The following is a 25,899-nucleotide window of genomic DNA, read 5'->3' on the forward strand; positions in this document are numbered from 1 at the left end:
CCCAGGAGAAACAGCCCGACCGACATGAACGCAAAAGCGCGTCCACGGCAAGCGCCACGTTGCGACCGTTACCGTACCGCTGTCCCCAATTGGTCTCCTGCCGCCCCGCCGGTTGACCCGGGCCGACACTGGCAGCTCCACGTCGGCGTCATCATCGGCACGCCCTGTCCGACGCCAAACACCTGCGAGATCACCCACATCGGGCCGCGCATCGCGCCACGCACGATCAGCACGCCGCGGCCTCCCCCCGCGCCCGATCGTCGAAATCACCTCCAACGGCCCTTGCCGACGGATGACGATCACCATATGGTAGCGCTATCCAGACGTTTCAGGCCTCGCCAGAAGGCCGATCTTAGGAAGGACGATATCGATGCCCGCCCGCAGCACCCGCCTGCTCGCGCTCGCTGCTCTGTTGTCGAGCGGCCTCGCCCTCGCGCAAAGCGCCGAACCGCGCAGCCCCGACGGCAAGCGCTACCTCGCACAGCCCTTGGTGAAGGACCTCTATTTCGCCGATCCATCCGCGCACGTCTTCAACGGCAGGCTCTACGTCTATCCCAGCCACGACGTCGACGCCGGCATCGCCGACGACGATCTCGGCAACCAGTATGCGATGCACGATTATCGGGTGCTCAGCATGGACCGGATCGGTGGCCCGGTCACCGTCCACCCCGTCGCGCTCGACGTGACGCAGATCCCCTGGGCGTCGAAACAGACCTGGGCACCCGACGCCGCCTATAAGAACGGCACCTATTACCTCTACTTCCCCGCGCGCGACAAAGCCGGCGTCTTCCGCATCGGCGTCGCCACGTCGAAATCGCCGACCGGCCCGTTCAAGGCCGATCCCCAGCCGATCCGCGGCAGCTTCTCGATCGACCCAGCCGTCTTCACCGATAGCGACGGCGCCAGCTATATGTATTTCGGCGGCATCTGGGGTGGCCAGCTCCAGCGCTGGCAGGGCAATCGCTACGACGCCAAGGCCGGCGACACCGACCTGCACCGCGACGACCAGCCCGCGATCGCCCCGCGCGTCGCCAGGATGCGCGCAGACATGAAGCAATTCGCGGAAAGCCCGCGCCCAGTCGTCCTCCTCGACGAACAAGGCAAGCCCGTCCTCGGCGGCGATCACGAGCACCGCTTCTTCGAGGCCGCCTGGATGTTCAAGCGGGGCGGCACCTATTATTTCACCTATTCGACCGGCGACACACACTATCTGAACTACGCCACCGGCACCTCGCCCTACGGCCCGTTCCGCTACGCGGGGCATATCCTGAAGCCCGTACAGGGTTGGACCACGCACCATTCGATCGTGGAATTTCAGGGCAAGTGGTGGCTGTTCTACCACGACACGCAAGCGTCGGGGAAAAACCACCTGCGCTCCGCCAAGGTGACGCAGCTGCACTTCACCCCGGACGGCAGCATCCAGACCATCGATCCGTTCAAGGACTGAGGGCATGTTCCTCGGCATCGATATCGGCACGTCGGGCGTCAAGGCGGTCGTCGTGGACGCGTCGGGCACGCTCGTCGCGCAAGGCACCGCCCCGCTCACCGTCCAGCGCCCACAGCCCCTATGGTCACAACAGGACCCCGTCGCCTGGTGGCAGGCGACCTGTGCCGCGGTCCTCGCCATCGACCCCGCGGTGCGGCGATCGGTTCGCGGCATCGGCCTGGCCGGCCAGATGCACGGTGCGACTCTGCTCGGCGCCGACGACCGGCCGCTGCGCCCCGCCATCCTGTGGAACGACGGCCGCTCCTTCGCCGAATGCGCCGGCCTCGACGCCGCGACGCCCGCCTTCCGCGAGCGCGGTGGCAATCTCGTCATGCCCGGCTTCACCGCGCCCAAGCTGGCCTGGGTCCGCCGCCACGAACCCGAGACGTTCGCAGCGATCAACACCGTGCTGCTCCCCAAGGACTATGTCCGCCTGCTGATGACCGGCGAGAAAGCCTCGGACATGTCCGACGCCGCCGGCACGCTGTGGCTCGACGTCGCCGCCCGGAGCTGGAGCGAGACGTTGCTCGCCGCCACCGGCCTGACGACCGACCAGATGCCGCGCCTCGTCGAGGGCAGCGACACCGCCGGCACGCTGCTTCCCGCGGTCGCCGAGCCATGGGGCATGGCGCCGGTCCCGGTCGCGGGCGGCGGCGGCGACAATGCCGCGGGCGCCGCCGGCGTCGGTGCGGTGCGCGACGGCGACGCCTTGCTCTCGCTCGGCACGTCGGGCGTCATCTTCGTCGCGACGCAGGACTTCCGCCCCAATGTCGCCGGCGCGGTCCACGCCTTCTGCCATTGCGTGCCCGCCATGTGGCATCAGATGGCGGTCCACCTTTCCGCCGCCGCCTGCATCGACTGGGTGGCGCGGCTCACCGGGGTGCGCGGCGCCGCCGATCTGTTCGCCCGCGCCGAACAGGCCGGCCCGGCCAGCGGCCCCGAACTGTTCCTCCCCTACCTCTCCGGCGAGCGTACGCCGCACAACGATCCGCAGGTCCGCGGCGCCTTCCTGCGCCTCGACCATGACACCGGCCCCGAACGCCTGGCGCAAGCCGTGCTCGAAGGCGTCGCCTTCGCGCTGGCGGATGGCGTGCGCGTGCTGCGCGAGGCGGGCACGACGATCGAGCAGCTCTCCGTCATCGGTGGCGGCGCCCGCTCGCTATACTGGGGCGAAACGCTCGCCGCCGCGCTCGACGCGCGCCTCGTCTATCTCGACGGGGGCGAGGTCGGCCCCGCGCTCGGCGCCGCCCGCCTCGCGCAGCTTGCGGTCGACGGCGGCACGCCCGCCGACGTCTGCGTCGCGCCGCGCACCGCGCACGTCATCGAACCCGACGCCGCCCTGCGCGACCGTCTCGCCCCCAAATACGCCGCCTTCCGCGACGCTTATTCCCGCATCAGGAGCCTCTAAAATGGCCGATTACTTCGCCGACATTCCGACCATCCGCTACGAAGGGCCGGACAGCGATACCGAGCTCGCCTATCGCTATTACGACAAGACCCGCGTCGTCCTCGGCAAGACGATGGAAGAGCACCTCCGCTTCGCCGCCTGCTTCTGGCACACCTTCTGCTGGCCGGGCAGTGATGTCTTCGGCGGCGGCACCTTCGATCGCCCCTGGCACCGCGGCGCCAACGATGCCGCCGCGGCGGCTGAAAAACGCCGCACCGCGTTCGACTTCTTCACGCGTCTCGATGTGCCCTATTATTGCTTCCACGACGTCGACGTGATGGCCGATGCCACGACGGTATCCGAACACCGTGCACATTTCGCGGACGCCGTCGATCACCTCGAACAGCTCCAGGCCGCCTCCGGCCGCAAGCTCCTGTGGGGCACCGCCAATCTGTTCAGCCACCCGCGCTATGCCGCTGGCGGCGCCACCAACCCGGATCCGGAGGTGTTCGCCTGGGGCGCGATGCAGGTGCGCGACGCCCTCGAAGCGACGCACCGCCTCGGCGGCGCCAACTACGTGCTGTGGGGCGGTCGCGAGGGCTATGAGACGCTCCACAACACCGACATGAAGCGCGAACTCGACAATCTCGGCCGCTTCCTCAGCCTCGTCGTCGATCACAAGCATAAGATCGGCTTCACCGGCACGATCCTGATCGAACCCAAGCCGCACGAACCGACCAAGCACCAATACGACTTCGACACCGCAACGGTGTACGGCTTCCTCAAGCGCTACGGCTTGGAAAACGAGGTCCGTGTCAATATCGAGGCGAACCACGCGACCCTCTCGGGCCACACGTTCGAGCACGAGATCGCGACGGCGGGCGCGCTCGGTATCTTCGGTTCGATCGACGCCAATCGCGGCGATCCGCAGAACGGCTGGGATACCGATCAATTCCCGAACTCTGTCGAGGAGATGACGCTCGCGATGCTCGAAATCCTGCGCGCGGGCGGCTTTACGACGGGCGGCTTCAACTTCGATGCCAAGGTCCGCCGCCAGTCGATCGACGCCGCCGACCTGTTCCATGGTCACGTCGGCGGGATCGACGTCGTGGCGAAGGGGCTGCTCAACGCCGCCGCACTGATCGAGGACGGCCGCCTCGATGCGATCAAGGCCGAGCGGTACTCGGGCTGGGCCGGCGCCCTGGGCCAGCAGATCGCCGGCGGCGACCTTGCCGCCATCGCCGACCTCGCCGTCAGCCAGAACCTCAATCCCCGCCCCCGCTCGGGCCAGCAGGAGCGGATCGAGAATATCATCACCCGCGTGCGGTAAAGGGTAAGCCCACCCTCATCACCGTTCGCCCTGAGCCCGTCGAAGGGCGGGTCGCCACACGCGACGCCGTCCCCATGGAAACCCGTGCTTCGACGGGCTCAGCACGAACGGAAGAACACTCAAAGCGTCCGGTTGACCCGCGCCGCCAGATACGCCGCCACCCGCGCCGCCGTATCGTTTGGCACATGCAGCCCCAGCTTGCTGCGCCGGAACAGCACGTCCTCCGCCGTCCGCGCCCATTCCTGCACGACCAGATAGTTTACCTCGCGCGCGGTCAGCCCGCCGCCGAAATCCTCGCCCAGATCGCGCATCGCCTGCGCATCGCCCAGCACCGCCGCCACCCTGGTGCCATAGGCGCGCGCCAGCCGCCGCAGCAGCGTCGCCGGCAGCCCTTGCCGCGCCCGCACCAGCGCCGCCACGAACGCCTCGAAATCCCCGCCGGGCAAGTCGCCACCCGGCAGCACCGCCCCCGCCGTCCACGCCCCCGCCATATCCGGCAGCACCGCGCCCAGCTCCGCCAGCGCATGTTCGGCGAGCTTGCGATAGGTCGTGATCTTGCCGCCGAAGATGCTCAACATCGGCGCCCGCCCCGGCCCCGCGTCGAGGTCGAGCACATAATCGCGCGTCACCGCAGAGGCATTGCCGGCATGGTCGTCGTGCAGCGGCCGGATCCCGGCATAGCTCCACACGATATCGCTCTCGCGCAATCCGCGCGCGAAATAGCGGTTGGCGGTGTCGAGCAGATAGGCGGTCTCGCCCGCATCGATGTGGGCTTTCGCAGGCGCCCCCTCCCAGGGCTGGTCGGTCGTCCCGATCAGCGTGAAGTCGCCTTCATAGGGAATGGCGAAGACGATCCGCCGGTCCGGGTTCTGCAGCATGAAGGCATGGTCGCCGGCATACAGGCGCGGCACGACGATATGGCTGCCCTTCACCAGCCGCACGGCGTTCTTGGCATGTCCGCCCGCAACGCGGGCCAGCACATCGTCCACCCACGGCCCCGCCGCGTTGACCAGAACCCGCGCCGACACCATGCGCTCGCCTGCGGCATCGGCGATCGTCGCGACCCAGCGCTCGCCCTCGCGCCGTGCCTGCACCAGCCGCGTCCGCGTCGCGATCGTTGCCCCGCGATCCGCCGCATCGCGCGCGTTCAGCACGACCAGCCGGCTGTCCTCGACCCAGCAGTCCGAATAGACGAACGCCTTGCCCGCCGTATCGCGCAGCCCCGCGCCATAGGGCGTCGTCGCCAGCCCCACCGTCTCGGTCGCCGGCAGCCGTTTGCGCCCGCCCAGATGGTCGTAGAGGAACAGCCCCAGCCGCACCATCCACGCCGCCCGCGGCGAATGCGTCTGCGGCAGGACGAAACGCAGCGGCCAGATGATGTGCGGCGCCATGCCCCACAGTCGCTCGCGCTCGATCAGCGCCTCGCGCACCAGTCGGAACTCACCATATTCCAGATAGCGCAGGCCGCCGTGGATCAGCTTGGTCGATGCCGACGACGTGTGCCCGGCCAGATCGTCCGCCTCGACCAGCAGGACGGTCAGCCCCCGCCCCGCCGCATCGCGCGCGATCCCGGCGCCGTTGATGCCGCCGCCGACGATCAGCAGGTCGTAATCCGTCTCCGCCACGCACGCCCTCCGTCCGGCGATCCTAACGCCGAACCGCCGCAGTGCGATCCGAAAATCGGCCCACGCCATTGACGCCGCCCGCCGGCCCGCGACACTGAGGGTCGGACGGGAGAGGACCCTCATGGCCAAGCACATTCTCGCGATCGATCAGGGCACAACCTCGACGCGCGCGATCCTGTTCGACGCGCAGGCGCGCCGCGTCGCGGTCGCCCAGACTGAATTCGCGCAGCATTACCCCCAGCCCGGCTGGGTCGAGCATGACCCCGAGGATATCTGGCGCGACGTCCTGTCCACCGCGCGCGAGGCGATCGACGCCAGCGGCGTGGGCGCGCACGACATCGCCGGCATCGGCATCACCAATCAGCGCGAAACCGTCGTCGTCTGGGACCGCGCCACTGGCCAGCCGATCCACCGCGCCATCGTCTGGCAGGACCGCCGCACCGCCGACGTCTGCACCGCGCTCCGCCGCGACGGCGTCGAGGATAAGGTGCGCGAGGCGACCGGCCTGTTGCTCGATCCCTATTTCTCCGCGACCAAGATCGCCTGGATCCTCGATACCGTCCCCGGCGCGCGCGCCCGCGCCGACCGCGGCGACCTCGCCTTCGGCACGATCGACAGTTTCCTGCTCTGGCGCCTCACCGGCGGCACGACGCACGCAACCGACGTCACCAACGCCGCCCGCACATTGCTCTGGAACATCCGCACCGGCGACTGGGACGCGGAGCTGTGCCGCCTGCTCCGCGTGCCGATGGCGATCCTGCCGCAGGTCCACGACAATGCGCACATCTTCGGCACCACCGCGCCCGACCTGTTCGGTGTGCCCATCCCGATCGCGGGGATCGCGGGCGACCAGCAGGCCGCGCTGTTCGGCCAGGCCTGCTTCACCCGCGGCATGACGAAATCCACTTACGGCACCGGCTGCTTCATGCTGCTCAATACGGGAACGGAGGCGATCCGCTCGCAACAGCGCCTGCTCACCACCCCCGCCTACCGGCTGGACGGGCAGACCACCTTCGCGCTCGAAGGCTCGATCTTCGTCGCGGGCGCGGCGATCAAATGGCTGCGCGACGGCATCGGCGTCATCACCCACGCCCGCGATACCGACGACATGGCGACGCAGGTGCCCGACAACCACGGCGTCTACATGGTCCCCGCCTTCGTCGGCCTCGGCGCGCCGCATTGGGATGCGGAGGCGCGCGCCGCGATCTTCGGGCTGACGCTGGGGGCGACGCAGGCGCATCTCGCCCGCGCGGCGCTGGAGGCGGTCGGCTATCAGACGCTCGATCTCGTCCAGGCGATGATCGCCGACGGCGGCGGTCATCCTGCCAGCGTTCGCGTCGACGGCGGCATGGCCGCAAACGACTGGCTGTGCCGCTTCCTCGCCGATCTGCTCGACGTGCCGATCGAGCGCCCCGCCGACCTCGAAACCACCGCGCGCGGCGCCGCCTTCCACGCCGGCCTCGCCACCGGCATCTGGTCCGGCCTGCCCGAACTCGAACGCCTCTGGGCCCGGGACGCCTGCTTCGAACCCGCCATGCCCGCCGATCGCCGCGCCACGCTCGTCGCCGGCTGGCACGACGCCCTGCGCCGCACGCTGCGCCACGCCGAGTGATCGATAGAGGATGGCGACGGTCGCCAAATCAGGCGCAAGGGCCTGAAAACCAAAAGCCCCGCTAAGCCGTTGGCCTAGCGGGGTTTTCGATGGTGGGCGTGGCAAGGATTGAACTTGCGACCCCTGCGATGTCAACACAGTGCTCTACCACTGAGCTACACGCCCGCCGGAGGTGGGCCAATTAGCAGGTTGCTTCGGGCTGGCAAGCCCTGATTTCACGCCGCGCTCAATTTAATCCACTGGCGCTGCCCATTTCGAACACGCGGTCCACCTCGGCGACCAAATCGCGCAGGTGGAACGGCTTGGACAGGACGCGTGCGTTGGGCATCTCGCGACCCGCCTTCAGCGTCACCGCGGCAAAGCCGGTGATGAACATCACGCGCAGGCCCGGCACCATTTCGGCGGCGCGGCGGGCGAGTTCGATGCCGTCCATCTCGGGCATCACGATATCGGTCAGCAGCAGGTCGAACGGCTCGGTTTCGAGCAGCGGGATCGCCGCCGTGCCGCGGTCGACCGCGGCGACGGCATAGCCCGCGCGTTCCAGCGCCCGCGTCAGATATTCGCGCATGACCTGGTCGTCTTCGGCCAGCAGGATACGGATCATCGCCTTTTCGGGTCCTTAGCGTTGCGGTCGATCCTGTATGGACCGGCAGATATGAAGATTTCCAGAGCGCCGAACGCGCGGATGGGCTAAGGCGTGCCACAGATGGACGCTTCGTTCGACCGGATCGACGGCGCACAGGCGCACAATGTGTCCCACGGCACACGCTTCGCCTCGCCGCAAAGCCCCTCCGGCCTCGACACTCCGCCCGCGCCGGCCAGTCCCGTCGTCCTCTCGGTGCCGCACGCGGGCCGCGACTATCCCCCCGCACTGCGCGCCGCGTTGCGCCTGCCCGAATCCGCGCTGGTGGTGCTGGAGGATCGCCACGTCGATGCCGTCGCCCGCGCCGCGCAGACGAACGAGACGATGCTGGTGCAGCGCCGCGCCCGCGCCTGGATCGATCTCAACCGCAGCGAATATGAGCGCGACCCGCGCGTCGACGACGGCGTCCGCCCGCAGGCGCAGTCCGGCCAGTCGATGAAGATCCGCAGCGGCCTGGGCCTAGTGCCGCGTCGTGCGGGCGGTGCGGGCGATTTGTGGCGCGGGCGATTCACCGGCGCCGACGTTGCGCGCCGCATTGCGGAGGATCATCGCCCCTATCATGCGACGCTCGCCGCCACGCTGGCCGCGGCGCGCGCCCGCTTCGGTGTCGCAATATTGGTCGACATCCATTCGATGCCGACGGTCGGCCCGCACGCGCGCCTCGTCCTCGGCGATCGCTTCGGCGCGACCAGCGATGCGCGCTTCCTTGCGCGGATCGAGGGCGCGGCGGCGCAGATGGGCATCGCGACGCAGCGCAACACGCCCTATGCCGGCGCGCATATCCTGCAGACCCACGCCGCGCCCGCCCGCGGCATCCATGCCGTGCAGGTCGAGATCGACCGCGCGCTGTACCTCGACTCCCGGCTCGACGGCCTCGGCCCCGGCTTCGATCGCACCGTCGCGCTGCTGCGCAGCCTGCTCGCCGCCGTCGCGGACGAAGCGATGGCGGGCACGCCCCCCTTCGCCCTCGCCGCCGAGTAAGACGCGGGCACATAAAAAAACCACCCCGTGCTGAAAGCACGGAGTGGCCAAGGTTCAGGGAGGAGACACACCCGAAGGTGTGCCATACGGTCTCGCGAAAGGGGGGACACGAGCGCCGTACAAGTCACAAAATAGGCGAGGCGCGATTTGGTTCAACCCCCGCAACACTTCGTGACGTTTTTTTCACCGCACCATCATGAACGTTCGTCTCAACGGCGCTGCATCGGCACCATCCGCGCCAGTACAGTATCCCGCAGGATCAAATGATGGCGCAGCGCCCCGGCGACGTGCAGCACGACCAGCGCCACCATCACCCAGCCGAGCAGCTCGTGCGCTTCATGCCCGAAGCCTGCCGCCCCCGCGCTGGCCGGCAGGCGCGGAATGTCGAACAGACCGAACCACGTCAGCGGCCGCGCCGGCCCGTCGGTCGGCGGCGCGCTCACCATCAGCCAGCCCGTCAGCGGCAGCGCCAGCATCAGCAGGTAGAGCGACCAGTGCGTCGCATGCGCCAGCCCCTTTTCCCAGCCGGGCATGTGCGCGGGCAGCGGCGGCGGCCGATGCGCGATCCGCCAGGCGACGCGCGCCAGCGTCAGGGCCAGCACGGTGATGCCGATCGCCTTATGCGCGCCCATCAGCGGCCGCAGCGCGGGGATACCGTCATGCCCGATGCCGATGATCAGATTGGCGATGATCAGCACTGCGATCGTCCAGTGAAACGCGATCGCCACGGTCGAATAGCGTGCGTCGCGAGCCCAGCCTGTCATCCGTCATGTCCTTTCGAGGTCGGAACGACAGTCCGCCGGATCGGCGACCGGGTCAAGCGGGCTGCCCAAATGCAAACGGGCGGGCGTCGCGCAATGCGACACCCGCCCGTCTAAGTATCGGCGGTTCCGGCTGGCGGAACGGCCCCGGTCGTTAGCCGACCGGCGCGAACTGCGGCTGCGGCATCTTGCCCTGCTGCGCCTGGCGGCCGAAGATCTCGCGCATCAGCGACAGCGAGAACAGGTGCGCGTACAGCAGCGGCAGCATGCCCGACTGGCTCATCTTGCGCAGCTGGTCACCGCGCAGCGCGGCCAGCTTTTCCTCGTTCACCATCTGGAAGCCGCGATAGACGAACGGCGGCTGCTCCTGCTCCGGCTGGATCGTAACCTCGCCTTCCATCAGCAGGTCGAGCTCGCGCAGCTCGTTCATGAACGCCTGCGTGCGCGCGCCGGCCTGTTCGAACTGTTCGGAGAAATCAAGGATCGACTTCGTCACCTGGCTCGGCTGGCCGTTTTCGAACAGCGCATCGCCCTCGTCGAACGCGCCGATCGCTTCCGACGTCGGGTCGAAGCACAGCGACAGCTCTTCGCTGTCCGGGCGCAGGCGTGCCAGCATGTACGGATAGCGGCGGACATAGGCGGGGACGTACAGGTTGTTTTCGGTCAGCTTGCCGTCGTCGCCGACGAAGACATTGACGCCTTCGTTCAGGCCCATCAGCGCCAGCGGGATGGCATCGTCACCGATCGAGAAGACGATCGGCATGAAACGCTGCACCAGCGGGAATTCGTCGGTGGTGATCGGAATGGCGTGCTGGCCGACCAGGAAGGGGGCGGCATCCAGCTGGCGGACGCGCCAGGTGGCGTGCGTCTCGCTCGAGAGCGGCTCCAGGCCGTTGTAGAACAGGGGAAGCGGCGCGCTGGCCATGGGAACTCTCTCCGTCGTGGATAGTTTGCGGACCCGCAATGTCTGCGGGCCGCACGCTGGCGCGTTGCTCTATTGATCCGGCTGCCCCGGCGCAAGCGTCACAAGCTTGCCGGGGTTCAGGATTCCGAGCGGGTCCAGCCCCGCCTTCACCCCGCGCAGTGCCGCAAGGCGTGCGGGCGACGACAGCCGCTCCAGCTCGTGTAGCTTCATCTGGCCGATGCCATGTTCGGCCGCGATCGATCCCCCCGCGGCGATCACCAGATCGTCGACGAAGCGCGTCACCACCGGCACATCCTCGGCATACCAGCGCGCCGGGTCCGTGCCGGGCGCCGCACGCACGTGGAAGTGGATGTTGCCGTCGCCTAGATGGCCGAAGCCGCTGGCATGCGTCCCGGGAAAGCGCGCCTCGCACGCCGCCGCCGCCCCGATCATGAAGCGCGGCATGCCCTCGACCGGAACCGAAATGTCATGCTGCGACGCCGGCCCCAACGCGCGCTCCGAATCGGAGATCGATTCGCGGATGCGCCAGAAATCCCCCGCCTGGGCCTCGCTCGCCGCGATCGTCGCGTCCTGGATCAGCCCGTCCGCCAGCGCGTCGGCCAGCACCGCCTCGGTCAGCGCCGCACCGCGCGGGTCGGTCTGCTCGATCAGCAGGTGCCAGCGATGCGGCCCCGCCACCGGCGCCCGCGCACCCGGCACATGCGCCAGCACCGCCGCGAGCGATTCGGCGGGCAGGATCTCGAAACTCTCCAGCGCCTCGGTCGCCGCCTGGAACCGGCGCAGCAGCGCCAGCGCCGCCTGCGGATCGCCCGTCGCCGCCCAGGCGGTCGTACGTGTGGCGGGCAGCGGCACCAGCCGCAGCGTCGCCGCCGTGACGATCCCCAGCGTCCCTTCCGCGCCGACCAGCAATTGCGTCAGGTCGTAACCGCGATTGTCCTTCTTCAGTGCGGCAAGCCCGTCATGCACGCTGCCGTCCGCCAGCACCGCCTCGACACCCGCGACCAGCCCGCGCATCGACCCGAAGCGCAGCACCTGCGTGCCGCCCGCATTGGTCGAGACGAGGCCACCGACGGTCGCATTGCCCTTCGCCCCCAGCGTCAGCGGAAAGCGCCGCCCCTGCCCAAGCGCCGCATCGTGCAGGTCGGACAGGATCACCCCCGCCTCGGCGACGGCGAGCCCCGCCGCCGCATCGACGCTCCGCATCCGGTTCATCCGGCGCAGCGACAGGATCAGCGCCGATCCGTCGGCGGGCGGCGTCGCCCCGCCGACCATCGAACTGTTGCCCCCCTGCGGCACCAGCGCCACCCGATGCCGCGCCGCCGCGGCGACCACCGCCGCAACCTCGGCGGTCGAGGCCGGTGCGAGCAGCGCCGGCGCGGTGCCGCGAAACCGCTGCCGCCAGTCGATCGTCCACGGCGCGATATCGGCGGGATCGGTCACGATACCCTTCGGCCCCAGCGTTGGGGCGAGATCGGCAAGCAGTGCGGATTGGGCGGGAGTCATGCGCGTCCGCTACCCCCGGACGCTGCGTCGCTCAACCATGTGCGGCCCCTGCCCGCCGTCGCCGCCGATGACTCGAAATTCATCCTCCGTTCAACGATCGCCGCTAGGAGCCGACACCGAACATGCCGACCCCTGCGTTTTCCGCCGCGCTGATCGCACCCATGCTCCTGGCCGGCACCGCGCCCGTGCTGGTCTCCGCCAGCGAGTCGCCCGATCGGCTGAGCGGCGTGCAGTTCGCGCAGATGACCGTCCGCGAACGCATTATCATCCGCGTGCCGCGCATGGGCCCCGCGCGCGGCCCCGCCGCCGCGCCGCGGCTGTCGGTGCCGCAGCCGATGCAGTGGAAGGAAAAGAAGGGGCCCAAATGCATCGCCGTCGCCGACATCGGCGGCGCGCTCGTCTCCGCCCCCGACGCGGTCGACCTGGTGATGGCCGGCGGCAAGCGCCTGCGCGCGCACCTCGACGACGATTGCGGGCCCATGGATTTCTACAACGGCTTCTATCTGCGCCCCAAGGCCGACGGAAAGGTCTGCGCCGACCGCGACGTCCTGCGCATGCGCTCCGGCGCCAGCTGCGGCATCGCCCGCTTCAAGACGCTGGTCGCCCGCTGAGGGGGCGGCGCGCCGTCCGGAAGCCGAGGGCGCCCATCCCAAACCTTCCCCGTCACCCCGGCCGAAGAGCCGGGGTCCCGCTTCTTCTACCGGCGCTAGAAGCGGGATGCCGGATCAAGTCCGGCATGACGAAGTTGGGCGCACGGTCGGCCCCACCATTTCCCCCTGTCCTACACGCCCCGGTTATGCCTATCGTCGTGCCCGCTCTTTGACACGGCGAACCCCACCCGAACCGCGTCATCGGGGAGGAAGGCGTTCCAGACATAACGTATCGTCCACTTCCACGCCGTTTTCTACCGCGGCGCCCCCCGAATCGCCCCACTTGTCACCCCGCAAACGCCGCCGCATGATGACGCCATGCTCTTCAGCCCCTCCCCCCTGATCGCAACGCTGAGCTGGATCGTCGCTATCACCTTGGGCGCGAAGCTGGTGGCAACGATCATCATGCTGAGCGTCGGCAAAGGCATGCGCGATCGGCCCGGCTGGGGCGCGATGCTGTGGTGGCTGACGAAGATCACGCCGGTGATCGCTGTCCCCTGCGCCATCCTAATCGCCTGGCTGCAAGGGTTGACCGGTCCGCTCTGGCTTTTCGTAGCCCTGATGCTGTTCGTCCTCGTCGCCGTCCCCCTCAAGATACGGGGACGCCGGACCCGCATCGCCAGGCAGGCCAGACACGCGCCGTCATAGCGCCTCACCCACGCTTTCCTTGACTTTCGCGCCCAGATCGGCAAGCGCGACGCTCGGCGTGCCGCACCCGTGTGCGTCTATTTCCGGACCCTTGCATGAGCCTTTTGGCATGAGCTTCGCCGATCTCGGCCTCTCCCCCGAACTCCTGACCGCGGTCACCGACGCGGGCTACAGCGAACCCACGCCGATCCAGGCGCAGGCGATCCCCAGCGTCCTCATGATGCGCGACCTGATCGGCATCGCGCAGACCGGCACCGGCAAGACCGCCGCCTTCGTGCTGCCGATGATCGACATCCTGGCGCACGGCCGCAGCCGCGCGCGCATGCCGCGCAGCCTCATCCTCGAACCGACGCGCGAACTCGCCGCGCAGGTCGCCGAGAATTTTGAGAAATACGGCGCCGGCCACAAGCTTTCGATGGCCCTGCTGATCGGCGGCGTGTCGATGGGCGACCAGATCAAGGCGCTGGAAAAGGGCGTCGACGTGCTGATCGCGACGCCGGGCCGCCTGATGGACCTGTTCGGCCGCGGCAATATCCTGCTCACCGGCTGCTCGATGCTCGTCATCGACGAGGCGGACCGCATGCTCGACATGGGGTTCATCCCGGACATCGAAGAAATCTGCACCAAGCTGCCCAAGCAGCGTCAGACCTTGCTGTTCTCGGCGACGATGCCGCCGCCGATCAAGAAACTCGCGGACAAATTCCTCGACAATCCCAAGACGATCGAGGTGTCGCGCCCGGCGTCGACCAACCTCAACATCAAACAGTATCTGGTCCCGACGGCGACCAACGCGTTCAAGAAGCGCGAGGCGCTGCGCCGCCTGCTGCGTCAGGACGAGGTGCGCACTGCGATCATCTTCGCCAACCGCAAGACGACGGTGCGCGAACTCAACAAGAGCCTGAAAAAGCACGGCTTCCAGTCGGGTGAAATCCATGGCGACATGGAACAGCCCCAACGCCTTGCCGAACTCGACCTGTTCAAGTCGGGCAAGATCAACATCCTGGTCGCCTCCGACGTCGCGGCGCGCGGCCTCGACATCAAGGGCGTCAGCCACGTCTTCAACTTCGACGCGCCCTGGCACCCCGACGATTACGTCCACCGCATCGGCCGCACCGGCCGCGGCGGCGCGACCGGCGTCGCCTATACGCTGATCACCAGCGAGGATGCCGAGAACATCCAGAATATCGAAAAGCTGACCGGCCAAACGATCGAACGCCTCGATCTCGGCGACGCGCCCGAGGCGGACGCGCCGGCGGCCGAGGAACCTCGCCGTCCGCGCCGCGGTCGCAAGGCGAACGACAGCGCCCCCGTCGAGCAGGCACCCGCACCGGCCCCCGCCCGCCCGGCCCGCGACGATCGCCGTCCCGCTGCCGCCCCAGCCGCCACCGCACCGCAGCCACGCAACGACGACCGCCGCCGTCCCCGCCGCGACGATCGCTACGCCGATCGTGACCCCAACCGTGACGACGGCCCGGACGAAGGCTGGAACGGCCCGATCCCGGACTTCCTCCACGCCACGATCGCGCCCTGAGCGCATCCGGGGGCGGCCCTCATGGTGATCGAGCGGACGTCCCCGGTTGCGATCGACACGCCGTGCATCGGCGTCTGCGTGATGGAGCCGGACGGCCTGTGCCGCGGCTGCGCCCGTACGATCGATGAGATCGTCGGCTGGGGCCAGATGACGCCCGACCGGCGCCGCGCGATCATGGCCACCCTGTCGAACCGGCGGCCCTGACCCTATATCGGCGACCGTTCCGCCAAAGGATGCCCGCTTGCCCCTGACGCGCCGCCATCTCTTGCAGGCCGCCCCGCTCGCCGCCGCCGTGCCGTGGCTCCCCGCCTGGGCGCAGCCTGTGTCCGCCGGCATCGCCGCCCCGCTGCCGACGCTCACCGGCCCAGACGTCACGCTCCACGTCGCCCATCAGATGATGACGATCGACGGCAAGCCGCAACATGCTATCGGCATCAACGGCTCGGTGCCGGCACCGTTGCTGCGCTTCCGCGAGGGGCAGGACGCGACGCTCACCGTCGTCAACGATCTGGACGAAGAGACCTCGATCCATTGGCACGGCCTGCTGCTGCCGTTCCAGATGGATGGCGTGCCCGGCATCAGCTTCCCCGGCATTCCGGCGCGCAGCCGCTTCACCTACCGCTTCCCGATCCGCCAGGCGGGCACTTACTGGTATCACAGCCATTCGGGCCTGCAGGAGCAGATGGGGCATTACGGCCCGATCGTCATCGATCCCGCCGGCCCTGACCCGATCGCGAGCGACCGCGAACATGTGATCGTCCTGTCCGATCACAGCCCGCTCCACCCGCATGCCATCTTCCGCCGCCTGAAGCTGCAGGGCGGATATTTCAATTACCAGAAGCAGACGCTCGCCGGCCTGCTGTCGGGCAAGGACCAGCCGCTCAAGGACCGCCTCGCCTGGGGCGCGATGCGGATGGACCCGACCGACGTGTCCGATGTGACGGGCAGCACCTACACCTATCTGATCAACGGCCATGGCCCCGCCGACAATTGGACTGCGCTGTTCGCCGCTGGCGAGCGGGTGCGGCTGCGCATCGTCAACGCCTCGGCGATGACGAACTTCAACCTGCGCATCCCCGGCCTGACGCTGACGATCGTCCAGGCCGATGGACTCAACGTCCGGCCGGTGACGGTCGATGAATTCCAGATCGCCGTCGCCGAAACCTATGACGTGATCGTGGAGCCGGAGGCGCGGGCTTATACGCTCGCCGCCGAAGCCTGGGACCGGTCCGGCATGGCGCGTGCCACGCTCGCCCCGCAGGTCGGCATGGTCGCACCGGTGCCGGCTCTCCGTCCGCGCCCGCTCGCCACCATGGCCGACATGGGTATGGGCGACATGGGCATGGGCGACATACGCCACATGGACGGCATGGCCGGTATGAGCGGCATGGACCACGCCGCCGCGCCCGCCGCCTGCCCGCCCGAACACGCCGCCATGGGCCATTGCAAACCCGCGGCCGCCGCGGAACCGATGCACCACAGCATGCGCGACTTCGCGAACGCGCCCGGCCTGCCCAAGACCCCTGCCGTGCAGACGGTCGCCCCTATGCCGATGGACCGCACCGGCGAACCACCACAGGGCCTCGCCGACGTTGGCCACCGGGTGCTCGTCTACCGCGATCTCGTTGCATTGGATCGCAACCCGGACGTCCGCGCGCCGTCGCGTCAGCTCACCATCCACCTCACCGGCAACATGGAACGCTATATGTGGGCGTTCGACGGGGTGAAGCTGAACGCCGTCACCGCGCCGATCCCGTTCCGCGCCGGCGAGCGGGTGCGCGTTCGCCTCGTCAACGACACGATGATGGCGCATCCGATCCATCTGCACGGCCATTTCTTCGAGCTGGTCATGGGTCACGGCGACCACGCGCCGCGCAAGCACACCGTCAACGTCGCCCCCGGCGGCATCGTCACCTTCGATCTGACCGCGGACGCGATCGGCGATTGGGCGTTCCACTGCCACCTGCTCTACCACATGCACGCCGGCATGATGCAGGTCGTGACGGTGCGCGCGGAGGATGCCGCATGAGGGCGGCGCTGGCGATCCTTGCCCTGCTCCCCGCGCCAGCGCTGGCGCAGATGCACCATATGGACGGCATGAGCATGCCCGGCATGACGATGCCCGCCGCGCCGAAGCCCGCCGCCAAGACCAAGCCGAAGCCCAAGACGAAGCCCAAGCCCCCAACCCGCTCGGCGGCACGGCCGCAAAGCCACGCTCACCCCGGCCCGGATCACGTGATGGCCATGCCAGCGACGCCCGTTGCAACCGATCCGAACTGTCCGCCCGACCATGCGGCGATGGGCCATTGCACGCCTGCGGCATCCGCTGCTCCCAAGGCTGCGATGCCGGCCATGTCGCACGACATGCCCCAAGACATGCGAATGCATGCGATGCCGGGCATGCACGCCATGCCAGCGGCAGCGGCCATCAAAAACGGCACCGACCTGCCCGCCGGTAACGCCCCGCCGCCCCCGCCCCCAACCACCCGCGCCGCCGATCGGTTCTACGACCCCACCGCCATGGCCGCTGCCGATCGAACGATGCGCGCCGAGCATGGCGGCATGCGCTTCTCGCAAATCCTGTTCAACCTCGCCGAGGTGCAGGTCCGCCGTGGCAGCGACGGCTATCGCTGGGACGGCGAAGGCTGGTTCGGCGGCGATATCGACCGCGTCGTGGTGAAGAGCGAAGGCGAAGGTACGTTCGGCCGATCGATCGACCAGGCGGAGGTGCAGGCGCTCTACGCCCATGCCATCGGCCCGTACTTCAACCTGTTGGCCGGCGCCCGGCAGGATCTCGGCCCGAACGGCGGCCGAACGCATGCTGCGATCGGCGTAGAGGGCCTCGCGCCCTATTGGTTCGACGTCGAGGCGACGCTGTTCGCCTCCGACAAGGGCGTTCGCGCCCGCGGTTCGGCATGGTATGACCAGCGCCTGACCCAGCGCGCGATCCTGCAACCCCGCGTGGAGGTGAACCTTGCCGCCCAGGACGAACCCGACGCCCGCATCGGTGCCGGCCTGTCCAGCGTCGAGGCGGGCTTGCGCCTCCGCTACGAAATCGCCCGCGAATTCGCGCCCTATGTCGGGATCAACTGGGAACGCCGCTACGGCGACACCGCACGCTACGCCCGCGCGGATGGCGAGGGCAGTGGTGGCGTGTCACTCGCGCTCGGCATCCGCGGCTGGTTCTGACGCCAGCGCGCGCTGCAACCGCCGGACATTCTGCGTCAGCGTCCGCAATTCGTCGATGCTGAGCCCGGTCTTCGCGAACACCGCCTGCGCCAGGCATGTCGCCTCGCTGCGCAGCCCCTGCCCCGCCTCGGTCAGCACCACCCGCACCTGCCGCTCGTCCCTCGTATCCCGCGCCCGCCGCACCAGCCCGCCCGCCTCCAGCCGCTTCACCAGCGGCGTGATCGTACTCGATTCCAGCGACAGACGTTCGGCGATCGCCCCGATCGTCCGCCCGTCCTCTTCCCACAAGGCGTGCAGCACCAGATACTGCGGATAGGTGATGCCGATCCGGTCGAGCATCGGCTTGTACACGCGCGTCATCGCGATCGACGCGCTGTACAGCGAGAAGCAGAGTTGCTCGTCCAGGGACAGCGGGTGGGACGGCGGCATGGTCATCGACAGGTCGTACACGCTTTTCCTCCACGCTGAAACGCCACTGGACAAATCAGTATCGCGATATATATTGTTGCAATAACAATTTTAGCAAGGAGCATTCATCATGTCCGTCGACGTCAAATACGCCACCCGCGCCACCGCCACCGGCGGCCGTGAAGGAAATGCCCGCAGCGAGGACGGCCGCTTCGAAGCCAAATTGTCGACGCCGAAGGAACTGGGCGGCGCGGGTGGCGACGGCACCAACCCCGAACAATTGTTCGCCGCGGGTTATTCGGCCTGCTTCATCGGCGCGCTCAAGGCCGCCGGTCAGCAGTTGAAGGTGAAGGTGCCCGACGCCACCACCGTGACCGCGACCGTGGGGATCGGCCCGCGGGATGCCGGCGGGTTCGGCATCACCGCCGATCTGCTCGTCGACCTGCCTGGCCTGGAGCGCGATCAGGCGCAGCAGCTGGTCGATGCCGCGCATCAGATCTGCCCCTATTCGAACGCGACCCGCGGCAACGTCGACGTCGGCCTGACGCTCGCCTGATCCGCAATAGGCTTAGAACAGCGGGGCGTTGCCGATCGCGGCAGCGCCCCGCCGTCGTTTCGGGGGCGTCCGAGTTTATCCCGCCCCCCACGCAACCGCTGCCAAAATCGATCGTTCGAGGGAGCCCCTTTCCAAAGACTTCCCTGACCTTCGGAGACATTCCATGACCCTCGACGGCAAGACGATCGCCATTCTCATCGCCCCCCGCGGCACCGAGGAACCCGAATTCGCGCAGCCCAAGGATGCCGTCGAACAGGCCGGTGGCAAGGTCGTCGTCATCAGCCTGGAAACGGGTGAGGCGCAGACGGTGAACAACGACCTCGACCCCGGCAAGACCTTCACGGTCGACAAGGCGATCGGCGACGTGTCCGCGGATCAGTTCGACGGCCTCGTCATCCCCGGCGGCAGCGTCGGCGCCGACAAGCTGCGCGCCTCGAAGGAGGTCGTCGCCTTCGTCCACGCCTTCTTCGAAGCCGGCAAGCCCGTCGCCGCCATCTGCCATGCGCCCTGGACCCTGGTCGAGGCGGATGTGGTGAAGGGCCGCACGCTCACGTCCTTCCCCAGCCTGCAGACGGACATCCGCAACGCGGGCGGCAATTGGGTCGATCAGGAGGTCGTCGTCGACAAGGGCCTCGTCACCAGCCGCAACCCCGACGACCTTCCCGCTTTCTGCGCAAAGCTGATCGAGGAAGTTGCCGAAGGTCGCCACGCCGAGCAGGCCGCGAGCGCGTGAACAGCAATCGGTTCGCCGGCAAGGTCGTCGTCATCACCGGTGCCGCCTCCGGCATCGGTGAGGGCGCGGCGCGGCGCTTTGCTGCGGAGGGCGCGCACCTCGTGCTCGGCGACAAGGACGCGGCGGGGCTCAAGCGCCTCGCCGTGGAGCTGGGTGATACGGTCGAGACGTTGGAGGTGGACGTCAGCCGCATGGCCGATTGCGAGGCGCTGGTCGACCTTGCCTTCAGCCGCTTCGACGGCATCGACGTGCTGGTCAACGACGCCGGTATCGACCATCTTGGCAAGCTCGACGAAGGCGATTTCAGCGCCTTTTCCAAGGTGATCGAAACCGATTTGTACGGCGTCGTCCAGATGAGCCGGGCGGCGATCACGCATCTGCGCGCGGCCAAGGGCTGCATCGTCAACATCTCTTCGGTGTCAGGCCTTGGCGGCGACTGGAACCACAGCTTCTATTGCGCGGCCAAGGGTGCGGTTACCAACTTCACCCGTGCATTGGCGATGGACGAGGCGAAGGCCGGTGTGCGCGTGAATGCGGTCAACCCGTCGCTCACCTATACCGCGCTGACCGCGGGCATGAAGGAACAGCCCGACCTCATCGCCAAGTTCGAAGAACGCATCCCGATCGGCCGCGGCGCGGACCCTGCCGACATCGCCGGGGCCATCGCCTTTTTGGCGAGCGAGGACGCGCACTATATTACCGGCGTGAACCTGCCCGTCGACGGCGGCCTCTCGGCCTCCAACGGACAACCGCCGCTTAGCTGAGGAGCCGACCATGGCCGATTACCGCAAGACCGACGAAGCGATCGCGAAGCTGACGCCCGAACAATATTATGTGACGCAGGAAAGCGGCACAGAACGCCCCGGTACGGGCGAATATCTCGGCAACAAGGCCGCGGGCATTTACGTCGATATCGTCTCGGGCGAACCGCTGTTCGCCTCGACCGACAAATATGAATCGCATTGCGGCTGGCCGAGCTTCACCAAGCCGATCGAGCCCGCCAACGTCGAGGAACTGCACGATCGCAGCCACGGCATGGTGCGCACCGAAGTGCGTTCGAAGCATGGCGACAGCCACCTGGGCCATGTCTTCCCCGATGGTCCGCGCGATCGCGGCGGGCTGCGCTATTGCATCAACTCCGCTTCGCTGCGCTTCGTGCCCCGCGATGCGATGGAAGCGGAAGGCTACGGCGCCTATCTGGATCAGGTCGAAGACGTCGGCTGATCCGACGCATGTTATGAAGATCACGCGGTAAATTCCGCACGGTTAACGCCTCTTTATCCCCTTTCCGGCCAAGGCTTGGCCAAGGGAATGGATCAAAGAGGGGCATAATCGATGCGGAAGTGGGTATATCTGGCAGCGGCGGCGTCGTGCGTAGGCGCCGTCGCGCCAGCTGGCGCGCAGGGCCTGCGCGGCGTTGTACCGTCGGGGAAGCAGGCCGAAGCGGAAAAGGCCCGTGCCGAAGCCGAATCGAAGAATACTGCCGATATCGTTGTGACCGCCACGCGCCGCTCGCAGCGCCTGTCGAACGTGCCGATCGCCGTCAGTGCCTACAGCACCGTAGCGCTCCAGAATTCAGGCGCGACCGATATCCGCCAGATGGCGCAGCTGGCGCCGTCTCTGATCGTCTCGTCCACCGGATCGGAAGCCAATGCGACCGCGCGCCTGCGCGGCATCGGCACCGTCGGCGATAACCCCGGTCTCGAAAGCTCGGTCGCCGTGTTCATCGACGGCGTCTATCGCAGCCGCACCGGCTCGGGCCTCAACGACCTGGGCGAAGTCGAGCGCATCGAGGTGCTGCGCGGGCCGCAGGGCACGCTGTCGGGCCGCAACTCGTCGGCCGGTGCGATCAGCATCTACACGAAGTATCCCGAATTCAAGTTCGGCGGCTATGGCGAAGCGAGCTACGGCAATTACGACGCCGTCCGCTTGGCCGGCGCTTTGACCGGCCCGATCATCGCCGACACGCTCGCCTTCCGCATCGACGGCGTCTACGGCAAGCGCGACGGCTTCCTGCACGACGTCGTCAACAACACCGACTTCAACAACCGCAACCGCTATTTCGTCCGCGGCCAGCTGTTCTGGAAGCCGTCGTCCGACTTTTCGGTCCGCCTGATCGGCGATTACACGCATCGCGACGAAAAGTGCTGCGGCGCCGTCTACATCGACACGCGCGAAAAGTTCGATCCGACGCCGGGCGTGCCGGGCGACTTCTCGATCGCGTCGCAGAACCGCATCGTCTCGATCCTGCAGAGCCTCGGCGGCGTGCTGCCCAGCATGGGCAATCCCTACAATCGCCAGATCGCCCAGACCAAGGGCCAGGCCTATTCGAACGTCACCACTGACGGCGGCGTGTCGGCGCGTATCGGCTGGACGCTGGGCAACGTGCAGCTCATCTCGATCAGCGCCTATCGCGAATATAAGGCCGGCGGCGCGGGCGACATGGATTACGGCAACGTCGACATCGTCTACCGTCCCAACGACGGCAACGCCTATCGCCAGTTCAAGACCTTCACGCAGGAAACCCGCCTCAGCGGCGGCCTGTTCAACAACCGGCTCGACTGGCTGGTCGGTGGCTATTACGCGCACGAGGACCTCGACGTCGTCGACAATCTGCGCTTCGGCTCGCAATATGGCGCCTTCGCCGCATGCCGCGCCGTCGCGACGGTGAACCCGGCCGCCGCTTTGCGCGATCCGACCGCGAGCGGCTGCCTAAGCGCCGCCGGCCGCGCCGTGCTGACCCCTGCGGTCGGCCAGGCGGTGATCAGCGGCATCGATCGCCTCAGCACCGTCAACAACGTCGGCAGCGTCCGCGACCTCTATCACCAGACGAGCAGCAACTACGCCTTCTTCACGCACAACATCTTCAAGATCACCGACACGCTCAGCATCACCGGCGGCCTGCGCTACACCAACGAGCACAAGCGCCTGGACGCGAGCTTCAACAACAACAACACCGTCTGCCCGGCGCAGCAGGCCGCGCTCAGCCCGCTGCTGGCCAGTGCGGCGGTGCCCGCGGCGCTCAAGCCACTGATCGGCGGCATCATCACGCTCACCTGCACCGGCAATTCCACGTCGGCGCTGACCGGCGTGCCGATCAAGGACAAGATCGCCGAGGGCCAGTTCACCGGCACCGGCGTCGTGTCGTGGAAGCCCGCGCCCAGCACCTTGCTGTACGCGTCCTACGCCCGCGGCTACAAGGCGGGCGGCTTCAACCTCGACAAGTCGGACCTGTCGGCCACCGTCTTCGCCACGCCGACCGCGGCGGCCGCATCGAACCTGCGCTTCGATCCCGAGACGGTGCAGGCGTTCGAAATCGGCATCAAATATGCGACGCCGAAGTTCACCGCGAACCTCGCGGGCTTCCGTTCGGCGTTCAAGAACTTCCAGCTGAACACGTTCAACGGCACCAACTATATCGTCCAGAATATCGGGTCGTGCAGCACCGGCCTGAACGGTGCCGATCGTGACAATTCCTCGACCACCGGCGCCTGCACGGGCAAGGTGCGCTCGGGCGTCATCACGCAGGGCTTCGAACTGGAGGCAGGCGCCTATCCGACCGAGGATCTGACTTTTAACCTCGGCTACACCTATGCGCAAACGCAATATCGCAACAATCTGGTCGGCAGCGATGCGGGCGAGGCGCTGAACGCCGCGCTGTTCCTGCTGCCGGGGGCGCAGATGTCGAACGCGCCGCGCCACACCGTCACCAGCTCGGCGTCGTGGACGCCGCCGATCGGCGACAATGGCATGCACGCGCTGTTCTACGTCGATAGCCGCCTGACCAGCGACTATAATACCGGGTCCGACCTGTTCCTGGAAAAGCGGCAGGACGGCTTCTTCCTGGTCAACGCGCGCATCGGCATCCGCGGCCGCGACCAGCGCTGGGCGTTGGAATTCTGGGGACAGAACGTCCTCAACACCAATTATCAGCAGGTCGCCTTCGCCGCCCCCTTCCAGGGTGCGGGCAGCGCGTCGCAGGTCGCCGCCTTCGGTTCGCCGGACTTTGCGACGGGCAATGCGATCTTCTCGTCGTACCTGGCCGAACCGCGTACCTATGGCGTGACGCTGCGCTCGCGCTTCTGAACGCCCTTCCACTGATCCGGGACCCGTGGACATTATGAAGATACCGCGCAAGCTGGGCCTGTCGTTCCTCACCATCATCGCGACCGCAGCGGTCGTGATGATGGTGCTCTTCGGCACGATCATGCTGATCAGGCAGTCGACGGATCGGAACAACTTCGCCCAGACGATCTATGCCAAGGCCTTGACGCTGGAGACGGCAATCCTGCGCCAGAACAGCCAGTTCCGCGGCTTTCTGGTGACGGGCGACGTCACCTACCTCAAATCGTACGAGGAAGCGCGCAAGGAGTTCGACGGGACCGCCGCCGAACTGGACACGCTGCTGACCGATCCGGTCAAGCTACGCCAACTCGACACGGCCCGTCGCGAAACGCTGAAATGGCGCCGCAATTGGGGCGACCGGCTGATCGACTGGGTGAAGGCCGGGCACCGCGACGAAGCGCAGCAGGCGGTGCGGGACGCGGGCCCTGCGGTGCTGGTCAGCAAGATCGCCCTCCCGCTGCGCGATCTGCGCGCCGCGGAAACGCAGGACATCGAGTCTGCCGCGGCCAGCCAGGAAAAGGCGATCCTGACCGCATTGATCGCGCTGGCCATCGGCGGCATCGCGCTGATCGGTGTGGCGATCACCCTATCCGTCCTGCTCAGCCGCCAGATCGCGCGGCCGATCACGCTGCTGACCGATGCGATGGCGCAACTGGCCAGCGGACGGCATGATATCGTGGTCGAGGCGGACCGCACCGACGAACTGGGCGACATGGCGCGCGCGGTCGCCGTGTTCCGCGACACCGCCGCGGCCAAGGTGGCCGACGATGCCGACCGCGAGGCGGCGATGACCGCGATCGGCGGCGGCTTGCATCGCCTGTCGGACGCGGACCTCACCGTGCGCATCGCCGACGTGCCGCAGGCATTCCGCCTGCTGTCGGACGATTTCAACACCGCCACCGCCAGCCTGTCGCGCGTGCTGGGCGAGGTGCGCGGCAGCGTGCAGTCGATCAAGCACAATTCGGGCGAGATCAACCAGGCCGCGCTCGATCTGGCGCAGCGAACCGAACAGGAAGCCGCCGCCTTGCAGGAATCGGCGGCGGCCCTCGACGAGGTGACGAAGTCGATCCGCGAGGGCGCGGGCGCCGCGATCGGTGCCAGCTCCGCCATGGCGCAGGCCCGCACGGAGGCCGAACGCGGTGGCACGATCGTGCGGCAGGCGATCGACGCGATGCAGGGCATCGAACAGGCCAGCAACGAAATCGCGGCCATCATCAGCCTGATCGACGGCATCGCCTTCCAGACCAATCTGCTCGCGCTCAATGCCGGTGTCGAGGCGGCGCGCGCGGGTGAAGCCGGCAAGGGCTTCGCGGTCGTCGCGTCCGAAGTCCGTGCGCTCGCCCAGCGCTCGGCGGATGCCGCGACCGAGGTGAAGACGAAGGTGACGTCCGCTTCCACCCATATCCGCGCCGGTGTCGACCTGGTCGATCAGACCGGACAGGCATTGTCGCGAATCATCGACAGCGTCGGTGCGGTCAGCGGTTCGATCGACTCGATCGCGCAATCGTCCGATCATCAGGCCAAGAGCCTGGGCCAGATCAACGTCGCGATCGGCGAGATGGATCAGATGACGCAGGAGAATGCCGCGATGGTCGAACAGACCTCCGCCGCGGCGCGCCAGCTGGTGGCGGAAGCGCAGCAGCTCGCCGCATCGGTCGCGACCTTCGAGATCGACGGTCAGGCCCCTGCCCCTACCGATTACCGGTCGGCACGATCCCGCGCCGCGGCCGCGGCTACGCGGCCGACCGCCATTCCCGCGCCGCGCCGCGTCGCGAATGGCGACTGGGACGCGTTTTGATCGCAATG

The 25,899-nt window shown here is 67.8% G+C and carries 23 protein-coding genes and 1 tRNA gene; 17 read left to right on the forward strand and 7 right to left on the reverse strand.

All coding sequences use genetic code 11. The annotated features are described in order from the left end of the window. The first annotated feature begins 370 nt into the window (after positions 1 to 370). From ACP7A3_RS04665 to xylA, 3 genes are read left to right on the forward strand one after another with little or no spacing between them, the layout of a single operon-like run. Positions 371 to 1,447, forward strand: a complete 1,077-nt coding sequence (locus tag ACP7A3_RS04665) for a glycoside hydrolase family 43 protein (RefSeq protein ID WP_426255170.1) — start codon at positions 371 to 373, stop codon at positions 1,445 to 1,447. 4 nt (positions 1,448 to 1,451) lie between these two features. Beyond that, entirely contained in the window at positions 1,452 to 2,894 is a 1,443-nt protein-coding gene (gene xylB / locus ACP7A3_RS04670) for a xylulokinase (protein ID WP_426255169.1), read from the forward strand. Position 2,895: 1 nt separating this feature from the next. Then, positions 2,896 to 4,203: a xylose isomerase gene (gene xylA, locus ACP7A3_RS04675; protein WP_426255168.1), complete on the forward strand. Its 1,308-nt coding sequence runs from the start codon at positions 2,896 to 2,898 to the stop codon at positions 4,201 to 4,203. A 119-nt stretch (positions 4,204 to 4,322) separates the two neighbouring features. On the opposite strand, the gene ACP7A3_RS04680 is transcribed toward xylA, so the two are convergent. Further along, a complete protein-coding gene (locus ACP7A3_RS04680; RefSeq protein ID WP_426255167.1) occupies positions 4,323 to 5,828 on the reverse strand; it encodes a glycerol-3-phosphate dehydrogenase in 1,506 nt (501 codons plus the stop codon). 121 nt (positions 5,829 to 5,949) lie between these two features. Between ACP7A3_RS04680 and glpK the strand changes: the two genes are divergently transcribed. After that, on the forward strand, positions 5,950 to 7,440 hold the full coding sequence (gene glpK / locus ACP7A3_RS04685) for a glycerol kinase GlpK (protein WP_426255166.1): 1,491 nt from the start codon (positions 5,950 to 5,952) through the stop codon (positions 7,438 to 7,440). A gap of 90 nt (positions 7,441 to 7,530) precedes the next feature. Here glpK and ACP7A3_RS04690 read toward each other — a convergent pair. Continuing rightward, positions 7,531 to 7,605, reverse strand: a tRNA-Val gene (locus ACP7A3_RS04690). Positions 7,606 to 7,666: 61 nt separating this feature from the next. Continuing rightward, positions 7,667 to 8,044, reverse strand: coding sequence for a cell cycle two-component system response regulator CpdR (gene cpdR, locus ACP7A3_RS04695; protein WP_017979742.1), 378 nt, complete (start codon positions 8,042 to 8,044; stop codon positions 7,667 to 7,669). A gap of 102 nt (positions 8,045 to 8,146) precedes the next feature. Here cpdR and ACP7A3_RS04700 point away from each other — a divergent pair, with 102 nt between their 5' ends. Then, positions 8,147 to 9,064 carry an N-formylglutamate amidohydrolase gene (locus tag ACP7A3_RS04700; RefSeq protein ID WP_426255165.1) on the forward strand — a complete coding sequence of 306 codons (918 nt, stop codon included), beginning with the start codon at positions 8,147 to 8,149 and terminating at the stop codon, positions 9,062 to 9,064. A 209-nt stretch (positions 9,065 to 9,273) separates the two neighbouring features. Here ACP7A3_RS04700 and ACP7A3_RS04705 read toward each other — a convergent pair whose 3' ends face one another. From ACP7A3_RS04705 to ACP7A3_RS04715, 3 genes are all read right to left on the reverse strand, one after another. Beyond that, positions 9,274 to 9,828, reverse strand: coding sequence for a cytochrome b (locus ACP7A3_RS04705; protein ID WP_426255164.1), 555 nt, complete (start codon positions 9,826 to 9,828; stop codon positions 9,274 to 9,276). Between the two features lie 151 nt (positions 9,829 to 9,979). Continuing rightward, positions 9,980 to 10,750, reverse strand: coding sequence for a SapC family protein (locus ACP7A3_RS04710; protein ID WP_017979745.1), 771 nt, complete (start codon positions 10,748 to 10,750; stop codon positions 9,980 to 9,982). A gap of 69 nt (positions 10,751 to 10,819) precedes the next feature. Further along, positions 10,820 to 12,253 carry an FAD-binding oxidoreductase gene (locus tag ACP7A3_RS04715; protein WP_426255163.1) on the reverse strand — a complete coding sequence of 478 codons (1,434 nt, stop codon included), beginning with the start codon at positions 12,251 to 12,253 and terminating at the stop codon, positions 10,820 to 10,822. Between the two features lie 122 nt (positions 12,254 to 12,375). On the opposite strand from ACP7A3_RS04715, the gene ACP7A3_RS04720 reads away from it, so the two are divergent. The 6 genes from ACP7A3_RS04720 (at position 12,376) to ACP7A3_RS04745 (ending at position 18,271) form a co-directional block, all read left to right on the forward strand. Next, positions 12,376 to 12,864, forward strand: a complete 489-nt coding sequence (locus tag ACP7A3_RS04720; protein ID WP_043059165.1) for a hypothetical protein — start codon at positions 12,376 to 12,378, stop codon at positions 12,862 to 12,864. A gap of 357 nt (positions 12,865 to 13,221) precedes the next feature. After that, a complete protein-coding gene (locus tag ACP7A3_RS04725; RefSeq protein ID WP_426255162.1) occupies positions 13,222 to 13,551 on the forward strand; it encodes a hypothetical protein in 330 nt (109 codons plus the stop codon). Between the two features lie 109 nt (positions 13,552 to 13,660). Beyond that, positions 13,661 to 15,082: a DEAD/DEAH box helicase gene (locus ACP7A3_RS04730; protein ID WP_426255161.1), complete on the forward strand. Its 1,422-nt coding sequence runs from the start codon at positions 13,661 to 13,663 to the stop codon at positions 15,080 to 15,082. 21 nt (positions 15,083 to 15,103) lie between these two features. After that, positions 15,104 to 15,286 (forward strand): DUF1289 domain-containing protein, encoded by a 183-nt coding sequence (locus tag ACP7A3_RS04735; protein WP_426255160.1) that lies wholly within the window; start codon positions 15,104 to 15,106, stop codon positions 15,284 to 15,286. A gap of 37 nt (positions 15,287 to 15,323) precedes the next feature. Continuing rightward, on the forward strand, positions 15,324 to 17,111 hold the full coding sequence (locus ACP7A3_RS04740; RefSeq protein WP_426255159.1) for a copper resistance system multicopper oxidase: 1,788 nt from the start codon (positions 15,324 to 15,326) through the stop codon (positions 17,109 to 17,111). Continuing rightward, positions 17,108 to 18,271, forward strand: a complete 1,164-nt coding sequence (locus tag ACP7A3_RS04745) for a copper resistance protein B (protein ID WP_426255158.1) — start codon at positions 17,108 to 17,110, stop codon at positions 18,269 to 18,271. The genes ACP7A3_RS04740 and ACP7A3_RS04745 overlap by 4 nt, the downstream gene beginning before the upstream one ends. Here the strand turns inward: ACP7A3_RS04745 and ACP7A3_RS04750 are convergent. After that, positions 18,239 to 18,700 carry a MarR family winged helix-turn-helix transcriptional regulator gene (locus tag ACP7A3_RS04750; RefSeq protein ID WP_426255340.1) on the reverse strand — a complete coding sequence of 154 codons (462 nt, stop codon included), beginning with the start codon at positions 18,698 to 18,700 and terminating at the stop codon, positions 18,239 to 18,241. The two genes, ACP7A3_RS04745 and ACP7A3_RS04750, sit on opposite strands and share 33 nt — an antisense overlap. Before the next feature lie 109 nt (positions 18,701 to 18,809). On the opposite strand from ACP7A3_RS04750, the gene ACP7A3_RS04755 reads away from it, so the two are divergent. From ACP7A3_RS04755 to ACP7A3_RS04780, 6 genes are all read left to right on the forward strand, one after another. Further along, complete coding sequence (locus ACP7A3_RS04755; protein WP_017979755.1) at positions 18,810 to 19,235, forward strand: organic hydroperoxide resistance protein; 426 nt, start codon at positions 18,810 to 18,812, stop codon at positions 19,233 to 19,235. Positions 19,236 to 19,398: 163 nt separating this feature from the next. Next, positions 19,399 to 19,968: a type 1 glutamine amidotransferase domain-containing protein gene (locus ACP7A3_RS04760; RefSeq protein WP_147036850.1), complete on the forward strand. Its 570-nt coding sequence runs from the start codon at positions 19,399 to 19,401 to the stop codon at positions 19,966 to 19,968. Continuing rightward, positions 19,965 to 20,732, forward strand: a complete 768-nt coding sequence (locus ACP7A3_RS04765) for an SDR family NAD(P)-dependent oxidoreductase (protein ID WP_426255157.1) — start codon at positions 19,965 to 19,967, stop codon at positions 20,730 to 20,732. Before ACP7A3_RS04760 ends, ACP7A3_RS04765 begins: the two co-directional genes overlap by 4 nt. Positions 20,733 to 20,742: 10 nt before the next feature. Then, entirely contained in the window at positions 20,743 to 21,192 is a 450-nt protein-coding gene (gene msrB, locus ACP7A3_RS04770; RefSeq protein ID WP_017979758.1) for a peptide-methionine (R)-S-oxide reductase MsrB, read from the forward strand. Positions 21,193 to 21,303: 111 nt separating this feature from the next. After that, entirely contained in the window at positions 21,304 to 24,054 is a 2,751-nt protein-coding gene (locus tag ACP7A3_RS04775) for a TonB-dependent receptor (RefSeq protein WP_426255156.1), read from the forward strand. Positions 24,055 to 24,088: 34 nt separating this feature from the next. Further along, positions 24,089 to 25,891, forward strand: a complete 1,803-nt coding sequence (locus ACP7A3_RS04780; protein ID WP_426255155.1) for a methyl-accepting chemotaxis protein — start codon at positions 24,089 to 24,091, stop codon at positions 25,889 to 25,891. Positions 25,892 to 25,899: the final 8 nt, after the last annotated feature.

The sequence above is a fragment of the Sphingomonas sp. DC5200-1 genome (assembly GCF_049897245.1).
Taxonomy (GTDB): domain Bacteria; phylum Pseudomonadota; class Alphaproteobacteria; order Sphingomonadales; family Sphingomonadaceae; genus Sphingomonas; species Sphingomonas aquatilis.